The sequence below is a fragment of the Sinobaca sp. SA16-1 genome, assembly GCF_059510515.1.
In genome coordinates, this window is the sequence record NZ_JCAKFL010000003.1 from 685,187 (window position 1) to 707,191 (window position 22,005).

The following is a 22,005-nucleotide window of genomic DNA, read 5'->3' on the forward strand; positions in this document are numbered from 1 at the left end:
TAAATAACGGATAGCGCTTACAAAAAATCAGTAATAAGGGATCTGGGCTTAAGGTCGTAAGAGATTATGTAACAATCCGGTCGGTGTTTTTCACAATAAGCTCCAGACATGTTATATTTGCCTGACGATAACTAATAAAGGACTGATGCAAATGAACAGCCCGATCTCAGAAGAACTGCTTAATCATTATATTGCCTCTATGGAACTGTACATTGGAGAAGCAATGGAAGAACAAGAATTTAATGGTATTGAACTCACGGTCATGAAGGAAGTAGGGCTGGAAAACACGAAAGAAGGGCACCGGGCCTTCTATGATGTCATGAGCACGACTGCTTCGTTTCTGTACGGGGAATGCGAAAAGGAAGATATCTACGCCGAGTTAAATAAAGTGGCAGCATCCAGAGAGTAGACAGTCACAAATAAAACGGTAGGAGGAGTTGAATGAAAAGAAGGCTGCGAATAGCCGCTGTTTATACAAGTATTTTTGCAGCGGCGGGAATAATCATTGGATTTTTCATTAATGGAGCAATCGATTGGAGGCTCGTTCTCAGCATGGTAGTGACAGGAGTTGTTATTGGCTTGTTTATAGCGCCTGACGCTTATCTGGCTTCCGGCACAAAACAAGAACGCACCAGGTTCGATCGAAGAATACTCTACATTCTGTTGGCGGGCAGTGGAGTATTTTTTCTGCTCGGACTGGCCGCTTTTATAAGGGCGGAGGAGGCAGACCGGCTTCTGACCGGCGTAACAACCATGCCATTACTTATAGTGATTCTATTGCTGATGGGGCACAAAAGGCGGATAGAAAAACAAAAGCATACATAAAAACCCTGATGTCCTTTACGGATGTCAGAGGTTTTTTCAGTAGTCAGTATTGGTTCATTATTCAACTGTTATACTTCTTCCGGATTGGAAAGCTCGTCGATAAAGGGCTGTACGTTTTGTTTTTTATCGCCGCGGAATGTGTTTAACATACCGAGAAGAACGGCCACTTCATCATAATCGAGCGTTAACGTTACTTCATCATTTTTAATATCATTTACTGCTTTTGCCATCGGACATCCCCCTGATTGTGAAATTATTGTATAAAATGCTGTATTAAAAAGCGCAGTCGGGTACTTCTTTTACTATTATTCACCATTTTCTGTTTTCTAAAACGTGTCCCGCTCAAAAAAATATGATTCCCTTTTGTTAATTTCACAAACCATATTAAAAGCTAAAATAGTTCAGCAGCAATACAAACTGCTGACATTCCTCCAATTTCTGCTCCCGGTTGATTCCAGTTCTTTCTAAGAGAATCAAAAAAAGGAAGAGAATAGATTCTCTTTTCTACAAAAAAAAGAAAAGATAGTGTTAGAAACAGGAAAATAAGGGGAATATGTTAAGCAGATAAGAATGCTGTATCCCAATTATGTTGTATTGTTTAAACAAAAAGAAAATATAGTGAATAACGATAGCGTTTATTGGATGTTTTTAGTGAAATAAAGAAAAGTTTTATATATACTAAAGGAAATAATTGGTATGTACATCTACTGACCGTCGTCCAGATAGTTCATTCTTGAGAGGATGCCTGCTATGAAAATGGAAAAGAAAGAAATATTGGCCGAAGATTTTGCGATTAGTACATCCATATTAAACTCTCTTCGGGATCAAATCTGTGTGATCAATCATGCTGGAACAATTCTTTTTGTGAATGATGAATGGATTCGCTCGGCCGGCAGCCAAAATAACCTTTGTGATTTACAGGGAGTCGGTGCGAACTACCTGCATACGATCGAAAGCAGTACCCATGTATATGAAGGTCTACTTTCCATTCTTTCAGGAAAAGAAGATTATTTCACGTATGAATATTCCTGTCACACGCCGACCGAAAAAAGATGGAATGTAATGCAGGCGACTCCGCTGCTTGAAAAGGGATTGGGGCGCCAGGGCGTTGTGATCCGCCATGTAGATGTGACAAAACAAAAGCTGTTGGAACTGCAGTTAAAGCAGCAGGCAGAAACGGATTCACTGACAGGTCTGTATAATCGACGGTATTTCGAAAAACGCCTGGAGCAGGAGGTAGCACTGCTGCAGCGAAATGGATCCTATTTATCCCTGCTGTCTATCGATGTGGATAATTTTAAAACGGTCAACGATGTATACGGGCATCTGGTAGGAGATGTGGTGCTTAAACAGCTTGCCCTCCTCCTTGGAAAGTCTACGAGAAAAACGGATATTCTGGCTAGAATCGGCGGCGATGAATTTGCCGTCCTGCTTCCGTGTACAAATGCCGCCGGATTGGAGAAAGTAGCGGCTAAAATACTTAAAGTCGTACAGGATCAAAACAAAAGCGGGCAGAACCCGTATCCGATTGCTCTTAATATTTCCATAGGCGGGGCTTATTTTTCCAATAGAGATTCGATGGAAGCGATACTGCAGAAAACAGACCGGGCATTGTATGAAGCCAAGAACCTCGGAAAAAACCAGATTAATCTCATGTAATACCCAAAAAAAGAAGCCGAGTGTTTACGGCTTCTTTTTTGATTCGTCCGCATACTGCAGAAAATCCTTGACTTGTTCCCTGGTAAGTCCGGCTTTTTTAGCCTCAAGGATCAAAGCCAGCCATTCGTGGTCCAGCTTTTTCTCATTCTGTCTGCTCATCAACCCTCACACCTTTAGGAGTATTCCTCAGGCGGTCCAGCCGTCTTAGCGCAATGCCTTAGACCTGTAACTTTGCGAAACTGCTTTTCAACAGCGTAGCCTTTTTCTGAAGGTTGGTAACTGTCTTTATTGTACTATGAAATCGCCGGTGACATTAAAAGAAATTGAAAAAATATTCGGTTTTTTTGTGCACGCTGCACAGGCAGGCGGTATGACGCAACTATCTTCCGAAAGAAAGGGACCATTGTTCTAAAGGATGAATGTGATTATAATAGAAGGATAGGAAGCACAGGAGAAGGAGGACATTATGGAAGATCGACTAAAATTTGCTATTATTTATGCAGCCCTTGTGTTTGTCATCGCCGTTCCTTTTACCTTTGTCGTAAAAGAAAGCGATGTGAGCTGGGGACTGAGCCTTGGCACGAGCGGTATCACCTTTTTGTATTGGTATTTTACATATAAGAAAGAAGCAAGGGCTATTGGTGCCACCCGGTATAACAAAAAGACAAAAGGACGGGCCGGCTCCAAAATGATTTATGCGAATATCATGTACAGCTTTGTGTTTGCCTATCTTATTGTGACCAACAGCTATAGTGACGGCAACTGGCTGACGCTTCTTCTGCTTACATCACTATTGTTCCTGGCCGTACAGCTGTTTCAGAATAACAAAGAAAAACTGGTGAAAGAATAAAAGGTTTGTTTCTCACAGGCTGAAGCAGGGGCACGTTCCCCAGCTTCAGCTTTTATTATTGGTTTTCTTCTACAGTCGACACGTGCCACAGCACGCCGAATGGATCTTTTACCTGGCCGTAGGCCGGGCTGAAAAAGTTTTTCTCAAGCGGCATCACGACTTCTCCTTCAGCTTCAAGCGCCTGAAATATCTGTTCCGCAGAGGAGGCATCACTTACATGAAGCGCAATGGCTACCAGACTTCCGGAAACATCCGGTCCGGGCATCCCCGGAAGCGAATCGGAGAGCATTAAATCCATGTCGCCTATTTTTAAATAGGCGTGCAGGATAAGCCCTTCGGCACCTTCCGGTATTTCCATGCCTTCCATATCTTTTATATCCCCATACGTTTGACTGTCAATCACTTCAGCTCCTAAAGCTTTTTCATAAAATACAATGGCTTCCCGGCCTTTGCCATCAATCATAAGATACGGATTCATCCCTTGAATCATCAGTATACTGCCTCCTTTATTCGTAGTCGGAAAAGAAGACCGAAGATGACTGCTCCCATCACATCACCTCTCAATATATGGCTTGTTATTAAATATATTCTGGATAACCCAATAGTTCCCTTTAAAAAAATCAACAAAAAATCCTGCGCTGTAGGCTACAGGATGTGATTCTGAGGTTTAGTGGTAATAAGCTCTTCCGAACGGTCCGTGGCCGAAGGCGGAGCAGGGGATAAGGCAGAAATTTCATCGCGCCATTCAGGTGTCATATTAATATCCAATGAGTTTAACGAATGCTCAAGCTGCTCCGGGCTGCGCGCTCCGATAATAGGGGCGGTGATACCAGGATGCGATTTAGCCCAGGCGACAGCGAGAGAAGCGGGGTGGATGCCATGGGTGGCTGCATAGGAAGAAAAGCGTGCAGCAATATCGAAATTAACCGTATCTGCATAACGGTCGGTGTACATCTTTTGTTCGACCAAACGTCCCTGGACCGGTCTGTCCGTTACGCCGTATTTTCCGGTAAGCAGGCCGCCCCCGAGAGGACTGTAGGAGATCACTCCGACCTGTTCGGAAGCGGCAAAGGGAAGGATTTCGACTTCGGCCTGACGCTTGGCAAGGTTATACATCGGCTGGATCAACTCAAAGCGGCTGAGATGTTCTTTAGCTGAAATACCCAGAGCTTTCGCGAGCTGCCAGGCTGCCCAGTTGCTGGCCGCCGGATAAAGGATTTTCCCCTGGCGCTGCAGATCGTCAAGAGCGCGGAGAGTTTCTTCCATTGGGGTGAGTGAATCGAATTTATGTAGAAAATAAAAGTCAATTCGATCCGTTTTCAGCCGGCGCAGGCTGTTCTCGACCTCAAGCATGATATGACGCCTGGACAATCCGCGTGCATTCACATCCGTACCGGTTGGATTGGCCACTTTGGTTGTGAGCACAATATCATTCCGGCATCCGGCGATACAGTCTCCCAGAATTATTTCCGCCCGGCTGTCATTGTAGTTGTTGGCAGTATCAAAAAAGTTAATGCCGGCTTCCCGGCAGCGATTGAACATAGTTTTAGACGTTTCTTCGTCTGCATTGCCTCCAAAAGACATCGTGCCAAAACAAAGCTCAGATACAGAAATACCTGTTTTTCCGATCGGATTGTATTTCATATAAGCCGCCTCCTGCTTGAGTAGTTACAAAAAGTATAAAGCTTAACCCCCGTTATGTAAACGCTGTAATGTAAAATATTGACTCCAGTGTCCGTTTGTTACTTTAATGAATAATATGTATCGAAAAAAGCAGAATCGCCGAGCAGGTAATAGCGAAGCAGCTCACTGATGCGTTTTTTCATGTTGAGCTTCAACAGGTGTAGACGCTCATGACGGCCTTGGCAGTAAATGTCATATACAATAAAACCCGGATAGGCTGCATCGGCCCGGGCAAGCCGAATGCCTTGCTGCTGTAGATCCTGCTTGATATCACGGAGGTCCCGTTTTATCCGGAGAATCAGCACGTCAAACAATTCCTGGTAGTAGTGACCAAGCTTCATCGTCTTTTCCAGAAAAAAAGAGCGGTCTTGTTCCATTGTATTCACAAGCAGCTCGGTAAGCAGAAAACGATCTGCGGTCTGAAGGTGCTGCTCTTCTATCATTTTGACGTCTTCCATCGCACACCTCTCTTTCCTGAAGCAGCAGAACAGGATTTTTCTAAGTATATACGAATAAACGTTCCCCTGTGAAGACTTAAATACGAATCGACTGTAAATAAAAAACAGCGCCTTTCCCACAAATAGGAAAGATGCTGTTTTTAGTTTCCCTGGTCAGCGTTTCGTTTCATGTACGGTTCCTTCTTTTAAAACGTAATTCCTATTGTTCTACCCGTTTCCAAAAGAAGAAAACCTTTATGAGAATTAAGGCGTCACACGAACAGCACCGAAGTATCCATCATTCCAGTAGGCAGAAAAGGGGGTGTAATCCACGCCTTTACTCACTGTGGCATGAAATAATGTGTTGTTATCAATATAGATAGACACATGGTTAATGATGCCATTTTTATTCGTATCAAAAAAGACAAGGTCTCCTTTTTTCAGGTTGGACCGAGCAACGGGGGTTCCGGCTAAATACTGCTGGCGTGAAGTCCGTGGAAGCGTAATACCATTTTCAGCAAACACACGCTGGGTAAAGGATGAACAGTCAAAAGCCGACGTTATTGTAGGGGCTGCTCCAAACAAGTACGGAGTGCCGATATAGCTTTCTCCCCTTGCGATGACGTTATCAATAACGCTCGTATGAACGCCGCCGACCTGTTCTTTAGGTGGTTCAGGGGTCGATGTATCGCTGTTGGAAGATTTTTCATAAGCTGCCATTACCGAATCGCTGATGGCCGCAGTTCCCCCTAAGATTAAGCTGCGGTTGGAGGAATTTTGAGCGTAGTCGACGGTAGCTGTTCGAGCGCTGCTGTGATGGGATAAGATAACTGGTGCATTCAACTTATTTGCAAGTCCAGCCGCAGCTACAGCATCAGGGTAATCTTCCTGTTGAGTGTTTACAGAAGTACCGCGCACATAAATATTATGTTGTCCGGAGGCGGATAAAGATTCTGCAGCAGCAATACTTGTTTCATAACGATCTGCTCCTTGAATTCTTTCTACCGTTCGTCCTTCATTGCGAAGCTGCTGCTCTACAGAGGCACTTACTGCAGCCGTGCCTCCGAAAATAGTTACATGTTTAACGTTAGCTGGAAGGTTCACACTTAAACTGTTTTTTCTGGTTAAATATATCGGACGTTCTTTAATGGCAGCCATGCCGGAAGCACTTAGTGCATCAGCTGCCACTTCACCGCTTACGAGAAGAGCGGAACTTTTCTTATCATAACTGGAAGTTTCGTTCACGGCTTCAGCTGTTTCATAACGGGTGTCTCCAGAAATACGCTGGACAGAAATGCCTTCAGCGTTCAGCTTTTTTTCTACAGTAGAAGAAATTGCCTGCGTGCCACCCAAAAGATAAACTGTTTTCGTGTTTAAGCGGCGCAGTTCCGAAATAATACGGGAGTCAAGAGAGCCAGATCTTGTTAACAGTATGGGAGCATCATTTTTAGCAACCAGGCTTGCAGAAGCCAGCGCATCAGCAGGATGATCTGCTCGGGCTAGAATGGCATAATCACTTTTATTCCATCCGTATTCTGAAATGCCAATGGAGGTACCAATCCGGTCCTGCCCGTGTATTCGCTCCGAGGCGTCCGCTGTAGTAGGGAAAGCAGCAAAGCCAATCAGACAGGCAAATACCAAAGGAGTAGTGCAGCGTAGTAAAGATTTTTTCATTATGTATTCCTCCATATGTATGTTTTGGTGTTTCTAATATCACGTGCAGAGGGTCTCATTTATGGGAGGCGCATACTCTAGTTATCGGCAGGTTCTGTAAACATTTGAAGGGAAAAAAGTAAATTGACCAGAACGGTCGAACATGCTATATTTAAGTCGACCAATGCGGTCTAATAAAAATGAACGGAGGGATGGCTTATTACAACATCTTTTGCAAACCTGCAGCCGGAGAAGAAAAAAGCCATTCTGGACGCCGCATTAAAAGAATTCAGCGACAATGGATACAAGCAGGCGTCCACAAACAATATCGTTAAAGATGCCCAGATCGGTAAAGGGATGCTGTTTTATTACTTTAAAAGCAAAAAAGGCATGTACGAATATTTAGTGGACTACAGCATGGAATTTATCAAAACGGAATATTATGCCTACATTGATGAGTCCGAAACTGATTTTATCGAGCGCTACCGGAAAACATCGGAGCAGAAACTACACTGTTACTTATCGCATCCGTATCTTTTTGCGTTTCTCGGCACGTTGTTTCTATCAGACGAAAAAGAGTGGAGCCCGTCCCTGCGGGAAAAATATGAGGAATTGACGAGGCTTGGCTACAGCAAGATGTACCATAACGTCGATATGACACTTTTCCGGGACGACGTCGATGTAGAAAAAGTATTTAAGCTGATCACCTGGGCAGTGGAAGGTTACGGCAATGATATAAAGCACAGGCTGCACGGGAAAATGATAAGTGAAATAAAAATGGAGCCTTTTTGGGATGAATTTCATGACTATTTAGACATATTAAAAAAAAGCTTCTATAAACAGGAGGTAAGCTGTCATGACTATTCTGGAGACGACGGAGCTGACAAAGACGTTTGGACGGGTTAAGGCACTTGATCGAGTGAGTATCGAAGTGAAAGAAGGCGAGGTTTACGGATTTATCGGCCCGAATGGGGCAGGAAAGTCCACGACGCTTCGTGTGCTGCTGGGTGCGATTAAAGCAACAAGCGGAAGTGCCCGTATCTTTGGAAAGGATGTATGGAAAGAAGCGGTCGCCGTGCATAAGCGAATTGCCTATGTTCCGGGTGACGTCAGCCTCTGGCCGAATTTAACGGGCGGAGAAGTTATTGACTTGTTTATGAAGCTTCATGGAACGAAGAATGCGAAGAGGCGCAGCGAGCTCATCGAGATGTTCGATCTGGATCCGGCTAAAAAGTGCGGAGCCTATTCAAAAGGAAACCGGCAGAAAGTGGCATTGATCGCTGCCTTTGCGTCTGAAGCAGATTTGTATATTATGGATGAACCAACATCCGGACTCGATCCGCTGATGGAAAAGATTTTTCAAAAGCAGGTACTGGAAGCAAGGAAAAATGGAAAAAGTGTGCTTTTATCAAGCCATATTCTGTCCGAAGTGGAGAAACTGTGCGACCGGCTCAGCATTATCCGTCAGGGGGAAATTATCGAAACCGGCAGTCTTGCCGATCTTCGTCATTTAACGAGAACCACTCTGCTGCTGGAGACGAAGAAACCGCCGCAGGGGCTGTCTTCTTTAAAAGGTGTCCACGAAATGACCCATAAAGAAGGTGCTCTTCAATTCCAGGTGGATACAGAAGAACTGGAGCATGTGATGGCGTTTGTCAGTTCTTTTGGGATTACCCGGCTCGAAAGTGCACCTCCTACGCTGGAAGATTTGTTTTTGCGCCATTATGAAACCGCGCGTCCAAAAGCGCAATAGAGGGGGAAGGAAGATGTATCAGTCTTTATTTGCCCAAACGGAAAAACTGTCCTGGTTTGTCATCAAGCGCAACAAGCTTCGTTTTCTCATATGGCTGATAGTATTGGTTGGAATAACTGCCGGAACGGCAGCCTCCTTTTTAGGACTTTACCCCTCCGAGGCAGAACGCCAGGCGCTTACGACGGCGATGGTAAACCCGGCGACAACAGCGATAGTAGGGCGCGGCTATGGATTGGATAATTATACGTATGGCGCTATGATGGGCCATCAGATGCTTGCGATGACGGCCCTTACAGCCGGCATCATGAATATCCTGTTTGTGAGCCGCAATACAAGAGGCGATGAAGAGGACGGAAAGACAGAAATGCTGATAGCCCTGCCAATCGGCAGAATGTCTTCATTAGCTTCAGTGATTGGCACGGCGTTTTTTTTAAATGCCGTTTTAGTTCTAATGATGACAGCGGCATTAATGATGCTTAATATTGAGAGCATTGATGGGGCAGGTGCTTTTCTCTATTCTGCCGCTATCGGGCTGTGCGGGTGTTTTTTTGCAGCGGGAACGGCTCTTTCCGCACAGCTTGCCCAGGGCGCCAAAACCGCGACCGGTCTGGCGTTTGGTTTATTAATGACCACGTATGCCCTTCGTGCCATTGGAGATGTGAATGAAAATGCTCTCTCCTGGCTGTCTCCGATAGGGTGGGCGCAGCAGACGGAAGTCTTTGTAAACAACATCTGGTGGCCGCTGTGGCTGTTAGCGGCTGCAGTGCTCCTAACAGCAGGTACCGCCCTGTATATCAATGCAGCAAGAGACACAGGAGCTGGTTTGTTTTCAGCCAAAAAAGGAAAAAAAGAAGCTGGACTGCTGCTGCAGGGACCAGGTGGACTTGCTTTCAGGCTGCAGCGGACCGGTATATTATTCTGGACTGCTGCTCTTCTGCTGCTTGGTATCACGTACGGATCGGTATTGACCGATACGGAGGCTTTCTTTGAAACAACGGATGTCATGCAGGGAATTATTTCGCAGACTTCTGATTTCACGCTAAGCGAGCAGTTTCTGCCGATTTTAATGGCTGTCATGTCTCTTATTGGAACCATTCCTGCTGTCATAGCTGTATTGAAAATAAAAACGGAAGAGAAAAAAGAACGCTTGCAGCACATACTGGGCCGTTCGGTTTCCCGGGTGCAGCTGCTAGGCAGTTATGCGATTCTTTCCGTTACGCTTAGTATCGTGATGCTGCTTGCAACAGCTGGTGGGATGGCGTTGGCGATAGACCAGGAAAGCATCTCAATTTCTACGGTGTTTACTTCTGCCTCTCTTTATCTCCCGGCTTTATGGGTGATGACCGGTCTGGCTGTTCTCCTGATTGGGTTTTTCCCCAAGTATACGTTTATAGTCTGGCTGTATTTAGGCTATTCCTATGTGGCTGTATATTTTGGGGGGATCTTTCAGTTTCCGGACTGGGTGGCCGAACTGACACCGTTTGGCTGGGTAGCATCATATCCACTAGAAGACGTGAATACCATGCCAATCATAGGATTGGTGATTACAGCCATTCTGCTCGGGACAGCCGGATTTATAGGATTTATGAGACGGGATACGAATGGATAATATGTACAAATAAACAGTTGATTATATTATTGTCTATATTATTATTATGTAAACAAAAACATGGAAATCTATTTCGGGTATAAGTTTCTCGAAAACGGGTATGTTTTTATATAACCTAAAGGAGGGTCTGCACGATGAGAAGAATTGGTGTTAATAAAATTGCGATCAATGGAAAAACCCATTATAAAGCCGATAAAATGGTGCTTGAGTGGCATTCCAACAGCAGGTGGGTCCTTCAGGTCCAGTATTTGAACCTCACGTTGAAAGATTTTCAAAAAACAAAAGATGGAAGCGTGGAATTGACGATTTACTCGGATAATGATAAATTCGGCACATATAAAGGACGGGCGCGGCCGATTCCTTTACACGGCGACAAAAAGAATCAAGGCGTCTACAATTACAAATTTCAGGGAACGGAGCCTTTAACCGAAGTCGAAGAAAAATTAACACACAACGGATAGAAAGGAATGACAGTCCATGAAGCAATACAGCGAAGAAGTATTAACGGAGCGTGGATTCGTGTTTGACGAAGAAGCCACGAAAGAAGAAACAAAAAATAAATTTAACTCCAACGGCTACAAAATTTATACGCAGTGGCTCAAAGATGAACGAATTGCCTCTTTAGGAGTAAACAACGATACAGAAGACAAGCACATTATTTCCTCATTAAACAAGCTGGAAGAAGACCGGAAGAAAAACGCTAATTAACGATTATTTCGGGGGAGGATTCACGTATGAGAGACATTGAGATCAAACTGGTCTACATCAATGATCAATTCATCGACTGCCAGGGTGGCATTTTATCTGTGGAAAACACGGAAGACAGCTGGCAGTTTGAGATGCATCATCCGGTACTAACCCTGGAAGAAGAAGGACTGCACCATACGGATGAGTACTATTTAAAGCTTTACACAGCAGATGATACGATGTTTACCGGGCGTACCTTTACGTCTGAAAACGTAGAACAAAATAAAAAGCTCCTTGTGTTTCAAGGAGCCGGTGAACTAAATGAAGCGTGACATGGAAAGTCTCCGGCTCAAGCCGGGGACTTTTTGGCGGTAAGACGCTTAGGGATTCATCTGTTTCATCACATATTTTAGTCCGGTTTTGGAATGAGGGAAGGTAGGAATATTCCGTTCCAGATTCCCCATAGTCATAGCAAGATTGCTGCTCATGCCAACAACAATACACTGCGTGCCGACTAATTTCAGGCTGTCATGCACCCGCTGAATATAGTATTTCAAACGATCTTCGAATTCATATACTGCGCCCAGATTTAATATAACGTACTCGATTCGGTGTGTGCTGCATTCTTCTAAAAGAGAGTGCAGCATGTGCCCGGCACGTTCTTCATTGAATTCTCCAATCATAGGCAGCACGATCGTGCGGTCCCAAATATGTACGATTGGAATAGACAGCTTCCGGTACCATGCTTCTTTTCGTTTTTCTTCCTCCGCTCGTGAGGTCACATCCATCAGCATTACAACAAAACCAATAATGTGGTCTTCCTCCTGGAGAGGAGTAATGACAATATCGGCAACGATCGTTTGTTTTATCGTAATGCGTGTCCGCTGTGTCTGCTGCATGTGCTTCATCACATCGAGCTGATGCGCGCTTAAATCATAAAAATGATGAATGGAAACGCCGATAAAATCTTCCGGTCCAGTCATATAAAACAACGGGGCAGCTTCCTTCAATAATACCGCCGCCTGTTTATTCGCCCAAATGATTGTATACTCCTTATCCAAGAGCATTACATTTTCACCAATACTGTTAAGAATGGTCCGGGAACTCATATTTGAAGGAATGCTGCCAATACCTGACATAGGATACCGCCTCCATCGTAAAGTCATATTCTTTTGATTATAGGTTACCACATAATGCCAGCCTTCCGCTTTAAAATCGGCAGGATTTGGCAATAGAAAAAAGAAGGAATATAACATGAGCTGTTTACTATAAACAAAGGAGTTTTATACATGAGAGCTGTAACGGTAAAGGAAGCCGGCGGTGCAGATCAGCTGCAGGTAACAAATCAGCCGCTGCCGGAACGGGGCAGGCGTGAGCTTTTAATTAAAGTAGAAGCCGCTGCAATTAACCGGACGGATATTCTAGCACGTGAAGGGAAAGCCGGTTACATGAAAAATCCTATCCTTGGAATAGAAGTAGCCGGTACGGTAGTGGAGAGCGACAGCTGGTCCTGGCAGAAAGGAGACCGGGTAATGGGACTTGTCGAAGGCGGCGGCTATGCAGAATACGCCGTAATGCCCGCTGACCGGGCGATGCCGATACCCTCATCTTTGTCCTTCGAGGAAGCCGCAGCCATTCCTGAGGTATTTCTAACGGCGTTTCAGACGCTCTACTGGATTGGACGGCTTCAAAAAGAAGAAACGGTCCTTATTCATGCAGGGGCAAGCGGTGTAGGAACCGCCGCGGTGCAGCTTGCCCACAGGCTCAGCCAGGCACGGATCATTGTAACCGCAGGATCGCAGAAAAAACTCGATGCGTGCCGTAATCTTGGTGCTTCCGTGTGCATTAACTACAAAACCGAAAAATTTGAGAAAGAAGTACTAAACGTTACAGACAATACGGGTGTAGACTTGATTTTGGACTTTATCGGAGCCTCCTACTGGGAAAAAAACCTAAATAGCGTACGAACCGACGGACGCTGGGTGTTGATCGGTATACTCGGAGGCGCGGTTGTGGAAAAAATGAATTTAATGGACGTACTCTTAAAGCGCGTTCAGATTACAGGGACATTGTTAACACCAAGAAGCAGTGAATACAAAGCGGAACTCACTGCCGATTTTGTGAAACATACCATGCATTTATTTCAACGCGGGGATCTGGCACCGGTAGTGGACGAAGTATTTTCCCTGGAGGAAGCGTCCGCCGCCCACACAAAAATGGAATCCAACAAAAATATCGGCAAAATTATTCTGCGGATCAGTTGAACGGCAAGCAGGGAGCAGCATCGCTTCCTGCTCGATTATGGTAGAATAGAGAATGAATATTCATTCATTTTTTAGAGGAGGAAAACGATGGTTAAACCAGGCGATGTATTTCGGGGAGAAAAAACGTTCCAACGGGAGGAAGTGCGCCATTTTGCCGAAATAACAGGAGATACCGGCAGGCATCATATGGAAGAAGATGAAAAAGGACGGGTGATGGTTCACGGGCTGCTGACCGCAAGCATCGGCACGAAAATTGGCGGAGGGCTGCATTATATTGCAAGAGAACTAAACAGTGAATTTCTGCGCCCGGTCTTCAGTGGAGATACAGTAACGTGTGAACTCGAAATTCTTACTGTCGATAAAGAAGAAGCCCGTCAGGTCGTGTCGCTCCGCTCGACATACCGCAACCAGAACGGAAAAGAAGTGCTGCGCGGTACAAGCATCGGCGTTATTCTGCATCGTTAAAAAGGCCTCTTCCTGTATGGAAGGGGCCTGGATTCATGATTAATAGACAGCGACCACTGCAGGACGGGCCCCTTTTGTGGTGTAATGCAGGGTAACCGTACTGCCTTCTTTCAGGGAGTAGGTGGTGCTGTATGCTTTGCTAACCGCTGTTTCTTTACCGTTTATCTGAAAATAGAGCGTGTGGTTGTCGCCCTGGCCGATATATTTGGCTTTTGTAGTTATCACATTGGGGATTTTTAAGCTTTCTCCGGCCCAAAGCGCAGAAGTTTTTTTGTTGTTTAGTTGTTTTAATGAAGAAACGGTAGTGCCGAAACGGTTAGCGAGCGAATACATCGTGTCACCCGGCTGTACCTTATAGGACGCTTTGGCAGTGGTGGCGGCAGGAGAGGCTTTTACTTTCAGCTTTTCCCCGACGTAAATGGTTGTGCCTTTTTTCTTATTTAACTGCTGCAGCGCAGGCACGGTCATGTTGTGGGCCCGGGCAATGCGGTACATGGTGTCTCCCGATACCACGGTATAACTGCCTGATTTGGATTTACTTTTCTGAAACTGGTCAAGTGGAACGCCTTTTCCTTGATTGGCATTCTCATTATTGGCAGCTTCTATAGGGACGAGAAGCGTCTGTCCGGAACGGATCATGTACGAATGCAGTTCATTTACACTTTGCAGCTGTTCGACGGTAACTTTGTGTTTGTTGGCAATCGAGTAAAGGGTGTCACCTGGCTGAACCCGGTAATCCTCACTGCATGCGCACGCACTTCCGGCAGTGGATAATGTTAAGAAACCGGCAGCCGCTATACTGGATGCAAGCGAGACCCGCCATACTTTCCGGCGTACGACCTTTTTGTTCTGGTGGCTGGTTGAGCGGGTAGGAAGGGAAGAAACCATTTTCAACAACTCCTTTTCGTTAGTGGGTTTCACTAAAATGCAACATGTACATTTTGAATACGAAAAAAGGAAAAATGGAATCAGGATGGGGTGATATAGAGGATTGGTACTACTCTTATTATACCTTTAAAAGAAGGAAAAGAAACAAAAATTCGCTGAATAGAACAAAATTTTTATAAACATGAAAATGAATAAAAATACATTTATGTGATTATTTATTTACATTTATCCTGGTTTCCATTACACTGAATGAAAGAGTAAAAGGATAAAGGAGAAAGATCATGGTTACGATAAGAAAAGCCCGGCCGGGGGATGTAGAATCTATATATAGCATTGTTTACGATTACGCCCTGCAGGGGCTTATGCTTCATCGCACCCGTGAAGCAATCCGGCAGGAGATAGAAGCAGAAGCAATGTTTGTGGCAGAAGAAGCTTCTTTGATTTACGGCGTGGCAGGAATTACCGTCTTTGATCCTTCTCTGGCAGAAATCCGCTCCCTCGCGGTAAATAAAAGCGGACAGGGCAAGGGAATCGGCAGCAAACTGGTTGAGCGGATCGTGGAAGAAACAAGAGAGCGCCGCATCGAAAAGCTTCTTTCACTCACCTACCAGGTTCCTTTTTTTGAAAAGTGTGGATTTCATATCACCCAGAAGGAAACGATGCCGCAGAAAGTGTGGAAAGACTGCATACACTGCGCGAAATTTACCAACTGTGACGAAGTTGCAATGGTCGTTTATGTATAAAGGAAAGGGATAACGGCAGGACACAGCGAATACAAACGAAGTAGAGAGAATAAAGGAGGTGCCTGCTGTATGCATTACCGCGTAACGTATTACTTTTCCAAAGACTTTTCTGTTGTTCATATGATCAAAACAGATGAACCTTCTGAATCGCTCAGCAACCGTATTTTTGCTGAAAATGAAATTCAGTTTCATGATTCCTCCGGAACGCTCCACCGTTTTTTAATGAAGGATGTTGTCCTGATTACCATCGATCAAGCTCACCAGGAAGCATAAACAAACCGCACATCCTCCGGGATGTGTTTTTTTTTGCCGGGCTTTCTTGATTGCCAGGAAAGAATAGATATTTTATAATGCAGAAGACAAAAGGAGAGTGGCAGCGATGATTAAAGGCGTTATATTCGATTTTGACGGATTGATTCTTGATACAGAAACCCATCAATATGAAGTGATGAATACGATATACAAAGAGCACGGCCACGAACTGCCGCTGGCATTGTGGCAGGAACAGATTGGCACGTACACGGGATTCAGGCCGTTTTCCTATTTGGAAGAGCAGCTGCAGACCCCGGTTGAACATGAGGTGCTTGAAAAAAGACTGAACGAAACCTTCGTGGAAAAGTTGTCGTCTGAACAGCCGCGTCCCGGCGTGCATGACTACCTTCAGGCCGCTTCGCACCTGAATTTAAAAATCGGTCTCGCCTCGAGCTCCGATTATTCCTGGGTGTCCCGTCATTTGAAGACATTAGGGCTGTATGATCATTTTGAAACGATCAATACGAAAGATGACGTGGAGATTGTCAAACCCGATCCTGCGCTTTATCAAATAACTGCCAAACAGCTCGGTCTTTCCCCGGAAGAGTGTCTCGTATTTGAAGATTCGGCAAATGGGGCGCTCGCTGCAAGAAGAGCGGGAATGGCCTGTGTGGTGTTTCCGAATACGGTCACGAAAGCAATGGAATTCGGGGAAGTGTCCCATCAGTTGGAATCGATGGCGGACATGGAACTGCAGGAATTGATCCAATATATTAATGAAAAAGCATAAAAAAGGAATCCCATCGCGGGATTCCTTTTTTATGCCTGATTGGCTCGTTCATTCCGGGAGAAATACAGGCCGGGGTTTCCCGGGCTGACGATCGCGGCGACCACACGGTCATGGTCTTCATCGACATCCTGCAGGGAATAAATTTCGGCGACAATCTGCGCCGGCGTCTGCCGAAAGGACGTTTCAATCATCCAGCAGGAGCTGGTAAGCTCCCTTGATTTAAAAGAGGTGCGGATATACTTTTCAATAGCGCCGAAATCACGCTGGCGGCCGGTGATAGCCAGTTCATAATTTACAATCATAAAGCTCATAGCGTATTACTCTCCTTCTTTCTAACAGTTCCTATTCAGTGTACCAAATCGTGACATGCACAGAAAGCATGATGCCTGCAGGGAAGCTCGATTCATTGCGGTTCTTTTTAAAGTTATTTATAGTAAATAAAGAAAGGAGAGGATAAAAATGAGTGTACATGACTTTACAGTGAAAACCCCTAAAGAAGAGGAGAAGGCATTATCCGATTATAAAGGGCAGGTCATGCTGATCGTAAATACAGCGACCAAATGCGGGCTTGCTCCTCAGTTTGACGGACTCGAAGCGCTCCATAAAAACTATAAAGAGGAAGGCCTTGCCGTAGTCGGATTTCCATCCAATGATTTTCTCAACCAGGAACCTGTAGAGGATGAAGCGATGGAAGAAACGTGCAAAGTGAATTTCGGCGTAACGTTTCCCCTGTTTGCGAAAGTAAAAGTGAACGGACCGGAGGCCCATCCTTTATATAAATACTTAAAGAAAGAAGAAGGCGGCGTGTTCGGCTCTGCTATCAAATGGAACTTCACGAAGTTTCTGGTAGACCAGGAAGGCAGAGTAGTTTCCCGCTACGGACCGAAAACAGCACCAAAGGATATGGAAGACGATATCCGCAGACTTCTTGAAAAAAACGAGTAAGACAGTGCGGCCCGGGAGGCCGCTTTTTTTATAGGCACAGAACTTTTTATCCATAAGACAAAAGACTTGCGGCGGCAGGCTTCTTATAGCATAATAATAACCATTCCGATTTATTAGAAAAGGTGGTGAAGGGTGGGCCCGGCCTGCTGTTGATTATGCCAATGAATAACATACAAACATTTTTTAAGTTTCATCCTATAGAGGCACAGCGTTATACCTTTGTGCTGGATAATAAGCTGCATATGATAGACAGTGATTTTATGATAGGGGTTATTTTGTCTTCTTCCCAGGAAGAACAAGAAGAAGTAATGAGCATGCTTCATCATATTAAAAACGATCAGCAGACGATTCATGACATGCTCAAACATTTTGCGATACTATACGTGAAATACCAGTAAAAATGAAGCCGCAGCACCTGCGTGAAATGAAATTGTCCTGCTCTTTATGACAAATTTACGAAAAGGATTGTTTGTTGGCTGAATACCGGTAAAATGAGAGGGGTGCATGACGAGTCTAACGCAGTTATTGGAGGATACATATGAAATTAATCATTCGCTTACTTGCCGGCATTGCAGCCGGGGCACTTATTGGCTATGCGGGGAATGAAACGACCGTACAGCTGATGGTAACCATAAAAGAACTGATTGGGACGTTTATTTTCTTTATGGTTCCGTTGATTATCCTGTTTTTTATTACAGCAGGAATAGCTTCCCTCGGAAGAGGAGCGGGGCGTATCCTGGGGGCCACCGTCGGGACAGCCTACGCGTCTACGGTGCTGGCAGGAACTTTTGCGTTAACGGTGGTCGTGTTTGTACTTCCTGCTATAGGTCTGACAGGAGGAGAAGCAGCCCAGCCTTCTGAAATGGAAGGATTTATTGATTTCACGATTGAGCCGGTGTTTGATGTATTGACGGCTCTCGTGCTGGCATTTGTGTTTGGTATTGGCATTGCCGCTACCGGTTCGCAAAAGCTGCTTGGCTTTTTCACGGAAGGGCAGTCCATTGTAGAACTGTCGATTCGTAAAGTGCTGATCCCTCTGCTTCCTTTTTATATTGCAGGTGTATTTGCAGAAATGAGCTATGAAGGCACTGTCGTGCAGACGCTGGGCGTATTTGGAATAGTCCTGCTGCTCGCCATTGGAATGCATTTTGCCTGGCTTATGATTCAGTATAGTATTGCAGGAACATTGAACCGGACAAATCCTTTTGTGCTTCTAAAGACGATGCTCCCTGCTTATTTCACAGCATTAGGTACGATGAGCAGTGCCGCTACGATTCCGGTAACGCTGGAATCCGTGAAAAAAACAAAGGCGCGGCATGCTGTAGCCAATTTTGTCGTGCCATTGTGCGCGAACATCCATTTATCAGGAAGCATGATTACGATCGTGACAGCAGCCACAGCCGTCATGTACGTTTATCCAGGGCTTGCGTTTCCCGGCTTTCTGGCGATGATTCCTGTTATTATGACGCTCGGCGTGATGATGGTGGCAGCACCCGGCGTACCGGGCGGCGCTGTCGTTGCAGCAGTCGGGGTACTATCCACCATGCTTGGTTTCGATGAAGGAGCGGTTGCCCTGATGATTGCCATTTACCTGGCTCAGGACAGCTTCGGAACGGCAGCCAATGTTACCGGAGATGGTGCCATTACAATGATTATTAACTCTTTAAAAAGCAGCAAAGCCAATATAGACGTGGATTAAAAAGCAGAGCCCGCGGGCTCTGCTTTTTTGTGGCGAACAATAGTGAAGAGCGGGTCTTTGTTTTATTATTGGAAAGAAGAGGGTATAAATAGATAAAACAGGATGAAAACAGAGGAGATTGGACATGAATATTATCGTTTTTCAAATGAATATTATTGCCGGAGAGCCGGAACGCAACAGGGAAAAAGTAAAAGCGTGGTTTCAGCGGAATGTGGAGCCTGCGGTAGATATTGTAATGCTTCCTGAAATGTGGACAACTGCTTACGCGCTGGAGGAACTTGACGATCTGGCGGAGCCACCGAACGGCCCGGCCGTTACTTTTCTTAAAGAACTGGCTGTAGAGTATAATGTTCATATCATCGGCGGGTCAATCGCGGTGAAAGAAGACAATAACATTTACAACCGGGCTGTCGTCATTGATAGAAAAGGCCATGTCGTATACGAGTACGATAAAATTCATCTTGTGCCCATGCTTGATGAACCAACCTACCTGAGCGGCGGCAGACAAAAGGTTCAGGCGTTTGAGCTGGACGGCATTAAAATGGGGATTATTATCTGCTATGACCTGCGTTTTCCGGAAATTATCCGGGATCTGGCCCTGCAGGGCATTCAAGTCTTGTTTATACCGGCGGAATGGCCGGATGCACGTGCAGCCCACTGGGAAACATTAAGTGTGGCCCGGGCGATTGAAAATCAAATGTATGTAGTGTCCTGCAACCGTATAGGGTCGTATAACGGCACGACGTTTGCCGGACGTTCAATGTTTATTGAACCATTTGGAGGCGTGCTTTCCAAAGGAACCCCGGATAAAGAAGAAGTGCTGCAGAACACACTGGATCTGGAAAGCGTGAAACGAGTAAGAGAAGAGGTGCCTATTTTTAAAAGCAGAGTACCGGACTTGTATAATTAATCCACTAGACAGAAGGGGATGAAGGATGAATAAGATCGGATTGGTCTACCGGGAAGATGGCCGGCAGCTGGAATATACGATAAGAGGGGCGGGACCGGCTGTACTCGTAATGCACGGCGGTCATTCGAACTGTTATGAACAGCTGGGGTACAAAGAGCTTATCGAGGCAGGTTATTCCATTATAACGCCTTCCCGTGCCGGTTATGGGGAAACGTCCCTTGCATGCGGGAACACACTGCAGATGGCTGCAGAAAGCTGGGTACAGCTGCTTGATGCCTGCAGTATCAATTCGGTTTCCATCCTTGCCATGTCAGCCGGCGGACCGGAAGGCATCGCAATGGCAGCACTTTATCCCGACCGGGTAAAATGCCTCGTGCTGCAGTCTGCCGTAACAAAAACGTGGCTTGCGCCAGGAGATAAAGAATATACTGCAGCCCGGATTCTGTTTAATCGTTATACAGAAAAAGGGACATGGCGTCTGCTTGCTGCAGCCAGCCGGAAGCTCCCGGACGTTGTCTACAAAGCAATGAGCTCTTCTTTCAGCACGCTGCCTTATGAAAACATTGCCGGCAAAACCCGCCCGGAAGACGTAACGGCATTTGTGCAGATGATGCAGACGCAGCGGTCGAAAACCGGCTTTTTCAACGACATCGCTCTGGCCCGGGAGTGTGTGCCTTCTCTTCTGGAACAGATCACATGTCCAGTGCTTATTCAGCACAGCAGAAACGACGCAGCGGTAGCCGGTTCTCATATGTATCACGCGGGAAAGCATATAAAACAGGCAGAAATGCAGCTGCTCGACACATGGGGCCATTTAATCTGGGTTGGTCGTTACTCCGATCAAATGCAGGAAAAGCTGCAAGCATTCTTAAACGCTCATAGCTGAAGTGCGGCAGCATGGGCCCTCCACTTGGGGTGGCATTGTTTGTCACCGCCCGAATTGCTAATAGTAAAGTACCGGATATGTTCAAATACCTGATCCCGCAGATCAGCATTCTTTTGGCAGTGTTTCTTATTGTTACGTATCTGCCGGATATTATTATGTTTATTCCGGATAATTATGAAAGCTGGTTCAATACGACGCCGGCAGAGTAAGAAGGAGGAGAACAAAAATGATATCGGCAGAAAACGCACGGCTGCAGATACGGAGCCGCTCCCATATCGGGCCTACCACCGGCATGGCGCCGGAGTACACCCAGACAAACGTAGTGATTCTTCCCGAAAAAGAAGCCGCGGCTTTCCGGGAATTTACGCGTCTGAATCCAAAGTCGTGTCCGGTACTCGAAGAAATGACCGCGGGCGATTACGTTTCCTCTTTAGCGGCCGGATCGGATATCCGCAGTGATGTGCCGAAGTATCGTATTTACAAAAAAGGCGCATATGTGGAACAGCAAACGGACATCACGGATTTGTGGAGAGAGGATTTTGTAACGTTTCTAATCGGATGCAGCTTTACATTCGAAGCTGCGCTGCTTAAGGAATCGGTGCCGATCCGTCATATAGAAGAGCACCGCAATGTACCAATGTATAAAACAACCATACCGGCAGAAGCCTCACTCCCTTTTCAAGGAAAGATGGTCGTGAGCATGCGTCCGATCCCGGAAGCACTCGTCCAGAAAGCAGAACAGATTACCGCCCGATATCCTGATGTGCACGGGGCACCTGTTCACGTCGGAAATCCAACCGATCTGGGCATTACGGATCTAGGGAACCCGGATTACGGCGACGCGGTAACGATCCGTCCGGGAGAAGTACCCGTATTCTGGGCGTGCGGGGTCACACCGCAGAACGCACTGTTGGAAGCAGAAGTACCGCTCGCGATTACTCATGAACCAGGCCATATGTTTATTACAGATCAGCCGCATGATGTGTATAAAAAAAGTGAATAAAAAG

31 protein-coding genes, 1 pseudogene and 1 riboswitch are annotated in these 22,005 nt (G+C 45.7%); of the genes and pseudogenes, 23 read left to right on the top strand and 9 right to left on the bottom strand.

The window, feature by feature from the left end; genetic code table 11:
- Positions 1-151 precede the first annotated feature (151 nt).
- Both AC5W2J_RS11475 and AC5W2J_RS11480 read left to right on the top strand, forming a co-directional pair.
- Entirely contained in the window at positions 152-409 is a 258-nt protein-coding gene (locus tag AC5W2J_RS11475; RefSeq protein WP_496059585.1) for a hypothetical protein, read from the top strand.
- 32 nt (positions 410-441) lie between these two features.
- Entirely contained in the window at positions 442-825 is a 384-nt protein-coding gene (locus tag AC5W2J_RS11480) for a hypothetical protein (RefSeq protein ID WP_496059586.1), read from the top strand.
- A 68-nt stretch (positions 826-893) separates the two neighbouring features.
- On the opposite strand, the gene AC5W2J_RS11485 is transcribed toward AC5W2J_RS11480, so the two are convergent.
- A complete protein-coding gene (locus AC5W2J_RS11485; RefSeq protein WP_496059587.1) occupies positions 894-1,055 on the bottom strand; it encodes a hypothetical protein in 162 nt (53 codons plus the stop codon).
- 520 nt (positions 1,056-1,575) lie between these two features.
- On the opposite strand from AC5W2J_RS11485, the gene AC5W2J_RS11490 reads away from it, so the two are divergent.
- Complete coding sequence (locus AC5W2J_RS11490; protein ID WP_496059588.1) at positions 1,576-2,484, top strand: sensor domain-containing diguanylate cyclase; 909 nt, start codon at positions 1,576-1,578, stop codon at positions 2,482-2,484.
- Positions 2,485-2,508: 24 nt separating this feature from the next.
- Here AC5W2J_RS11490 and AC5W2J_RS11495 read toward each other — a convergent pair whose 3' ends face one another.
- Positions 2,509-2,643, bottom strand: a complete 135-nt coding sequence (locus AC5W2J_RS11495; protein WP_496059589.1) for an anti-repressor SinI family protein — start codon at positions 2,641-2,643, stop codon at positions 2,509-2,511.
- A 27-nt stretch (positions 2,644-2,670) separates the two neighbouring features.
- Positions 2,671-2,754: riboswitch (cyclic di-GMP riboswitch) on the bottom strand.
- A 196-nt stretch (positions 2,755-2,950) separates the two neighbouring features.
- Between AC5W2J_RS11495 and AC5W2J_RS11500 the strand changes: the two genes are divergently transcribed.
- Entirely contained in the window at positions 2,951-3,334 is a 384-nt protein-coding gene (locus AC5W2J_RS11500; RefSeq protein WP_496059590.1) for a hypothetical protein, read from the top strand.
- A 55-nt stretch (positions 3,335-3,389) separates the two neighbouring features.
- Here AC5W2J_RS11500 and AC5W2J_RS11505 read toward each other — a convergent pair whose 3' ends face one another.
- From AC5W2J_RS11505 to AC5W2J_RS11520, 4 genes are all read right to left on the bottom strand, one after another.
- Positions 3,390-3,824 (bottom strand): VOC family protein, encoded by a 435-nt coding sequence (locus AC5W2J_RS11505; RefSeq protein ID WP_496059591.1) that lies wholly within the window; start codon positions 3,822-3,824, stop codon positions 3,390-3,392.
- Positions 3,825-3,979: 155 nt separating this feature from the next.
- Positions 3,980-4,978 (bottom strand): aldo/keto reductase, encoded by a 999-nt coding sequence (locus AC5W2J_RS11510; protein ID WP_496059592.1) that lies wholly within the window; start codon positions 4,976-4,978, stop codon positions 3,980-3,982.
- Positions 4,979-5,076: 98 nt separating this feature from the next.
- Positions 5,077-5,475, bottom strand: coding sequence for a YhjD family protein (locus AC5W2J_RS11515; protein WP_496059593.1), 399 nt, complete (start codon positions 5,473-5,475; stop codon positions 5,077-5,079).
- A 243-nt stretch (positions 5,476-5,718) separates the two neighbouring features.
- Positions 5,719-7,128, bottom strand: a complete 1,410-nt coding sequence (locus AC5W2J_RS11520; protein ID WP_496059594.1) for a cell wall-binding repeat-containing protein — start codon at positions 7,126-7,128, stop codon at positions 5,719-5,721.
- A gap of 246 nt (positions 7,129-7,374) precedes the next feature.
- Between AC5W2J_RS11520 and AC5W2J_RS11525 the strand changes: the two are divergent.
- From AC5W2J_RS11525 to AC5W2J_RS11555, 7 genes and pseudogenes are all read left to right on the top strand, one after another.
- Positions 7,375-7,497, top strand: a pseudogene (locus tag AC5W2J_RS11525) (TetR/AcrR family transcriptional regulator); the annotation flags it as partial.
- On the top strand, positions 7,498-8,013 hold the full coding sequence (locus AC5W2J_RS11530) for a TetR/AcrR family transcriptional regulator (RefSeq protein WP_496059595.1): 516 nt from the start codon (positions 7,498-7,500) through the stop codon (positions 8,011-8,013).
- Positions 7,964-8,860 carry an ABC transporter ATP-binding protein gene (locus AC5W2J_RS11535; RefSeq protein ID WP_496059596.1) on the top strand — a complete coding sequence of 299 codons (897 nt, stop codon included), beginning with the start codon at positions 7,964-7,966 and terminating at the stop codon, positions 8,858-8,860. The genes AC5W2J_RS11530 and AC5W2J_RS11535 overlap by 50 nt, the downstream gene beginning before the upstream one ends.
- A gap of 13 nt (positions 8,861-8,873) precedes the next feature.
- Positions 8,874-10,469, top strand: a complete 1,596-nt coding sequence (locus AC5W2J_RS11540; RefSeq protein WP_496059597.1) for an ABC transporter permease — start codon at positions 8,874-8,876, stop codon at positions 10,467-10,469.
- A 134-nt stretch (positions 10,470-10,603) separates the two neighbouring features.
- Positions 10,604-10,930 carry a hypothetical protein gene (locus AC5W2J_RS11545; protein WP_496059598.1) on the top strand — a complete coding sequence of 109 codons (327 nt, stop codon included), beginning with the start codon at positions 10,604-10,606 and terminating at the stop codon, positions 10,928-10,930.
- A 16-nt stretch (positions 10,931-10,946) separates the two neighbouring features.
- Positions 10,947-11,177, top strand: coding sequence for a hypothetical protein (locus tag AC5W2J_RS11550; protein WP_496059599.1), 231 nt, complete (start codon positions 10,947-10,949; stop codon positions 11,175-11,177).
- Between the two features lie 26 nt (positions 11,178-11,203).
- Positions 11,204-11,488 carry a hypothetical protein gene (locus AC5W2J_RS11555; protein ID WP_496059600.1) on the top strand — a complete coding sequence of 95 codons (285 nt, stop codon included), beginning with the start codon at positions 11,204-11,206 and terminating at the stop codon, positions 11,486-11,488.
- 48 nt (positions 11,489-11,536) lie between these two features.
- Here the strand turns inward: AC5W2J_RS11555 and AC5W2J_RS11560 are convergent, their stop codons facing one another.
- Complete coding sequence (locus tag AC5W2J_RS11560) at positions 11,537-12,322, bottom strand: STAS domain-containing protein (protein ID WP_496059601.1); 786 nt, start codon at positions 12,320-12,322, stop codon at positions 11,537-11,539.
- A gap of 123 nt (positions 12,323-12,445) precedes the next feature.
- Between AC5W2J_RS11560 and AC5W2J_RS11565 the strand changes: the two genes are divergently transcribed.
- A complete protein-coding gene (locus AC5W2J_RS11565; protein ID WP_496059602.1) occupies positions 12,446-13,420 on the top strand; it encodes an NAD(P)H-quinone oxidoreductase in 975 nt (324 codons plus the stop codon).
- An 87-nt stretch (positions 13,421-13,507) separates the two neighbouring features.
- A complete protein-coding gene (locus tag AC5W2J_RS11570) occupies positions 13,508-13,885 on the top strand; it encodes an FAS1-like dehydratase domain-containing protein (RefSeq protein WP_496059603.1) in 378 nt (125 codons plus the stop codon).
- A 39-nt stretch (positions 13,886-13,924) separates the two neighbouring features.
- Here the strand turns inward: AC5W2J_RS11570 and AC5W2J_RS11575 are convergent, their stop codons facing one another.
- A complete protein-coding gene (locus AC5W2J_RS11575; protein WP_496059604.1) occupies positions 13,925-14,773 on the bottom strand; it encodes a LysM peptidoglycan-binding domain-containing protein in 849 nt (282 codons plus the stop codon).
- A gap of 281 nt (positions 14,774-15,054) precedes the next feature.
- On the opposite strand from AC5W2J_RS11575, the gene AC5W2J_RS11580 reads away from it, so the two are divergent.
- The 3 genes from AC5W2J_RS11580 (at position 15,055) to AC5W2J_RS11590 (ending at position 16,558) form a co-directional block, all read left to right on the top strand.
- Positions 15,055-15,516 (top strand): N-acetyltransferase, encoded by a 462-nt coding sequence (locus AC5W2J_RS11580; RefSeq protein ID WP_496059605.1) that lies wholly within the window; start codon positions 15,055-15,057, stop codon positions 15,514-15,516.
- 69 nt (positions 15,517-15,585) lie between these two features.
- Positions 15,586-15,789, top strand: a complete 204-nt coding sequence (locus AC5W2J_RS11585; RefSeq protein WP_496059606.1) for a hypothetical protein — start codon at positions 15,586-15,588, stop codon at positions 15,787-15,789.
- A gap of 106 nt (positions 15,790-15,895) precedes the next feature.
- Positions 15,896-16,558: an HAD family hydrolase gene (locus tag AC5W2J_RS11590; protein WP_496059667.1), complete on the top strand. Its 663-nt coding sequence runs from the start codon at positions 15,896-15,898 to the stop codon at positions 16,556-16,558.
- A gap of 29 nt (positions 16,559-16,587) precedes the next feature.
- Here the strand turns inward: AC5W2J_RS11590 and AC5W2J_RS11595 are convergent, their stop codons facing one another.
- Positions 16,588-16,869 (bottom strand): hypothetical protein, encoded by a 282-nt coding sequence (locus tag AC5W2J_RS11595; protein ID WP_496059607.1) that lies wholly within the window; start codon positions 16,867-16,869, stop codon positions 16,588-16,590.
- 148 nt (positions 16,870-17,017) lie between these two features.
- On the opposite strand from AC5W2J_RS11595, the gene AC5W2J_RS11600 reads away from it, so the two are divergent.
- From AC5W2J_RS11600 to AC5W2J_RS11630, 7 genes are all read left to right on the top strand, one after another.
- Positions 17,018-17,503 (top strand): glutathione peroxidase, encoded by a 486-nt coding sequence (locus AC5W2J_RS11600; RefSeq protein ID WP_496059608.1) that lies wholly within the window; start codon positions 17,018-17,020, stop codon positions 17,501-17,503.
- Positions 17,504-17,664: 161 nt separating this feature from the next.
- On the top strand, positions 17,665-17,901 hold the full coding sequence (locus AC5W2J_RS11605) for a hypothetical protein (RefSeq protein WP_496059609.1): 237 nt from the start codon (positions 17,665-17,667) through the stop codon (positions 17,899-17,901).
- A gap of 140 nt (positions 17,902-18,041) precedes the next feature.
- Entirely contained in the window at positions 18,042-19,202 is a 1,161-nt protein-coding gene (locus AC5W2J_RS11610) for a dicarboxylate/amino acid:cation symporter (RefSeq protein ID WP_496059610.1), read from the top strand.
- A 124-nt stretch (positions 19,203-19,326) separates the two neighbouring features.
- Positions 19,327-20,112, top strand: coding sequence for a carbon-nitrogen family hydrolase (locus tag AC5W2J_RS11615; RefSeq protein ID WP_496059611.1), 786 nt, complete (start codon positions 19,327-19,329; stop codon positions 20,110-20,112).
- 25 nt (positions 20,113-20,137) lie between these two features.
- Positions 20,138-20,998 carry an alpha/beta fold hydrolase gene (locus tag AC5W2J_RS11620; RefSeq protein WP_496059612.1) on the top strand — a complete coding sequence of 287 codons (861 nt, stop codon included), beginning with the start codon at positions 20,138-20,140 and terminating at the stop codon, positions 20,996-20,998.
- Positions 20,999-21,009: 11 nt separating this feature from the next.
- Positions 21,010-21,207, top strand: a complete 198-nt coding sequence (locus AC5W2J_RS11625; RefSeq protein WP_496059613.1) for a TRAP transporter large permease subunit — start codon at positions 21,010-21,012, stop codon at positions 21,205-21,207.
- 17 nt (positions 21,208-21,224) lie between these two features.
- Positions 21,225-22,001, top strand: coding sequence for a putative hydro-lyase (locus AC5W2J_RS11630; RefSeq protein WP_496059614.1), 777 nt, complete (start codon positions 21,225-21,227; stop codon positions 21,999-22,001).
- Positions 22,002-22,005 lie beyond the last annotated feature (4 nt).

Excerpts from the sequence above, each read along its gene's own strand:
- AC5W2J_RS11475 (WP_496059585.1), top strand. The coding sequence starts at position 152 with ATGAACAGCCCGATCTCAGAAGAACTGCTTAATCATTATATTGCCTCT.
- AC5W2J_RS11480 (WP_496059586.1), top strand. The coding sequence starts at position 442 with ATGAAAAGAAGGCTGCGAATAGCCGCTGTTTATACAAGTATTTTTGCA.
- AC5W2J_RS11485 (WP_496059587.1), bottom strand. The coding sequence starts at position 1,055 with ATGGCAAAAGCAGTAAATGATATTAAAAATGATGAAGTAACGTTAACG.
- AC5W2J_RS11490 (WP_496059588.1), top strand. The coding sequence starts at position 1,576 with ATGAAAATGGAAAAGAAAGAAATATTGGCCGAAGATTTTGCGATTAGT.
- AC5W2J_RS11495 (WP_496059589.1), bottom strand. The coding sequence starts at position 2,643 with ATGAGCAGACAGAATGAGAAAAAGCTGGACCACGAATGGCTGGCTTTG.
- AC5W2J_RS11500 (WP_496059590.1), top strand. The coding sequence starts at position 2,951 with ATGGAAGATCGACTAAAATTTGCTATTATTTATGCAGCCCTTGTGTTT.
- AC5W2J_RS11505 (WP_496059591.1), bottom strand. The coding sequence starts at position 3,824 with ATGATTCAAGGGATGAATCCGTATCTTATGATTGATGGCAAAGGCCGG.
- AC5W2J_RS11510 (WP_496059592.1), bottom strand. The coding sequence starts at position 4,978 with ATGAAATACAATCCGATCGGAAAAACAGGTATTTCTGTATCTGAGCTT.
- AC5W2J_RS11515 (WP_496059593.1), bottom strand. The coding sequence starts at position 5,475 with ATGGAAGACGTCAAAATGATAGAAGAGCAGCACCTTCAGACCGCAGAT.
- AC5W2J_RS11520 (WP_496059594.1), bottom strand. The coding sequence starts at position 7,128 with ATGAAAAAATCTTTACTACGCTGCACTACTCCTTTGGTATTTGCCTGT.
- AC5W2J_RS11530 (WP_496059595.1), top strand. The coding sequence starts at position 7,498 with ATGTACGAATATTTAGTGGACTACAGCATGGAATTTATCAAAACGGAA.
- AC5W2J_RS11535 (WP_496059596.1), top strand. The coding sequence starts at position 7,964 with ATGACTATTCTGGAGACGACGGAGCTGACAAAGACGTTTGGACGGGTT.
- AC5W2J_RS11540 (WP_496059597.1), top strand. The coding sequence starts at position 8,874 with ATGTATCAGTCTTTATTTGCCCAAACGGAAAAACTGTCCTGGTTTGTC.
- AC5W2J_RS11545 (WP_496059598.1), top strand. The coding sequence starts at position 10,604 with ATGAGAAGAATTGGTGTTAATAAAATTGCGATCAATGGAAAAACCCAT.
- AC5W2J_RS11550 (WP_496059599.1), top strand. The coding sequence starts at position 10,947 with ATGAAGCAATACAGCGAAGAAGTATTAACGGAGCGTGGATTCGTGTTT.
- AC5W2J_RS11555 (WP_496059600.1), top strand. The coding sequence starts at position 11,204 with ATGAGAGACATTGAGATCAAACTGGTCTACATCAATGATCAATTCATC.
- AC5W2J_RS11560 (WP_496059601.1), bottom strand. The coding sequence starts at position 12,322 with ATGACTTTACGATGGAGGCGGTATCCTATGTCAGGTATTGGCAGCATT.
- AC5W2J_RS11565 (WP_496059602.1), top strand. The coding sequence starts at position 12,446 with ATGAGAGCTGTAACGGTAAAGGAAGCCGGCGGTGCAGATCAGCTGCAG.
- AC5W2J_RS11570 (WP_496059603.1), top strand. The coding sequence starts at position 13,508 with ATGGTTAAACCAGGCGATGTATTTCGGGGAGAAAAAACGTTCCAACGG.
- AC5W2J_RS11575 (WP_496059604.1), bottom strand. The coding sequence starts at position 14,773 with ATGGTTTCTTCCCTTCCTACCCGCTCAACCAGCCACCAGAACAAAAAG.
- AC5W2J_RS11580 (WP_496059605.1), top strand. The coding sequence starts at position 15,055 with ATGGTTACGATAAGAAAAGCCCGGCCGGGGGATGTAGAATCTATATAT.
- AC5W2J_RS11585 (WP_496059606.1), top strand. The coding sequence starts at position 15,586 with ATGCATTACCGCGTAACGTATTACTTTTCCAAAGACTTTTCTGTTGTT.
- AC5W2J_RS11590 (WP_496059667.1), top strand. The coding sequence starts at position 15,896 with ATGATTAAAGGCGTTATATTCGATTTTGACGGATTGATTCTTGATACA.
- AC5W2J_RS11595 (WP_496059607.1), bottom strand. The coding sequence starts at position 16,869 with ATGAGCTTTATGATTGTAAATTATGAACTGGCTATCACCGGCCGCCAG.
- AC5W2J_RS11600 (WP_496059608.1), top strand. The coding sequence starts at position 17,018 with ATGAGTGTACATGACTTTACAGTGAAAACCCCTAAAGAAGAGGAGAAG.
- AC5W2J_RS11605 (WP_496059609.1), top strand. The coding sequence starts at position 17,665 with ATGAATAACATACAAACATTTTTTAAGTTTCATCCTATAGAGGCACAG.
- AC5W2J_RS11610 (WP_496059610.1), top strand. The coding sequence starts at position 18,042 with ATGAAATTAATCATTCGCTTACTTGCCGGCATTGCAGCCGGGGCACTT.
- AC5W2J_RS11615 (WP_496059611.1), top strand. The coding sequence starts at position 19,327 with ATGAATATTATCGTTTTTCAAATGAATATTATTGCCGGAGAGCCGGAA.
- AC5W2J_RS11620 (WP_496059612.1), top strand. The coding sequence starts at position 20,138 with ATGAATAAGATCGGATTGGTCTACCGGGAAGATGGCCGGCAGCTGGAA.
- AC5W2J_RS11625 (WP_496059613.1), top strand. The coding sequence starts at position 21,010 with ATGGGCCCTCCACTTGGGGTGGCATTGTTTGTCACCGCCCGAATTGCT.
- AC5W2J_RS11630 (WP_496059614.1), top strand. The coding sequence starts at position 21,225 with ATGATATCGGCAGAAAACGCACGGCTGCAGATACGGAGCCGCTCCCAT.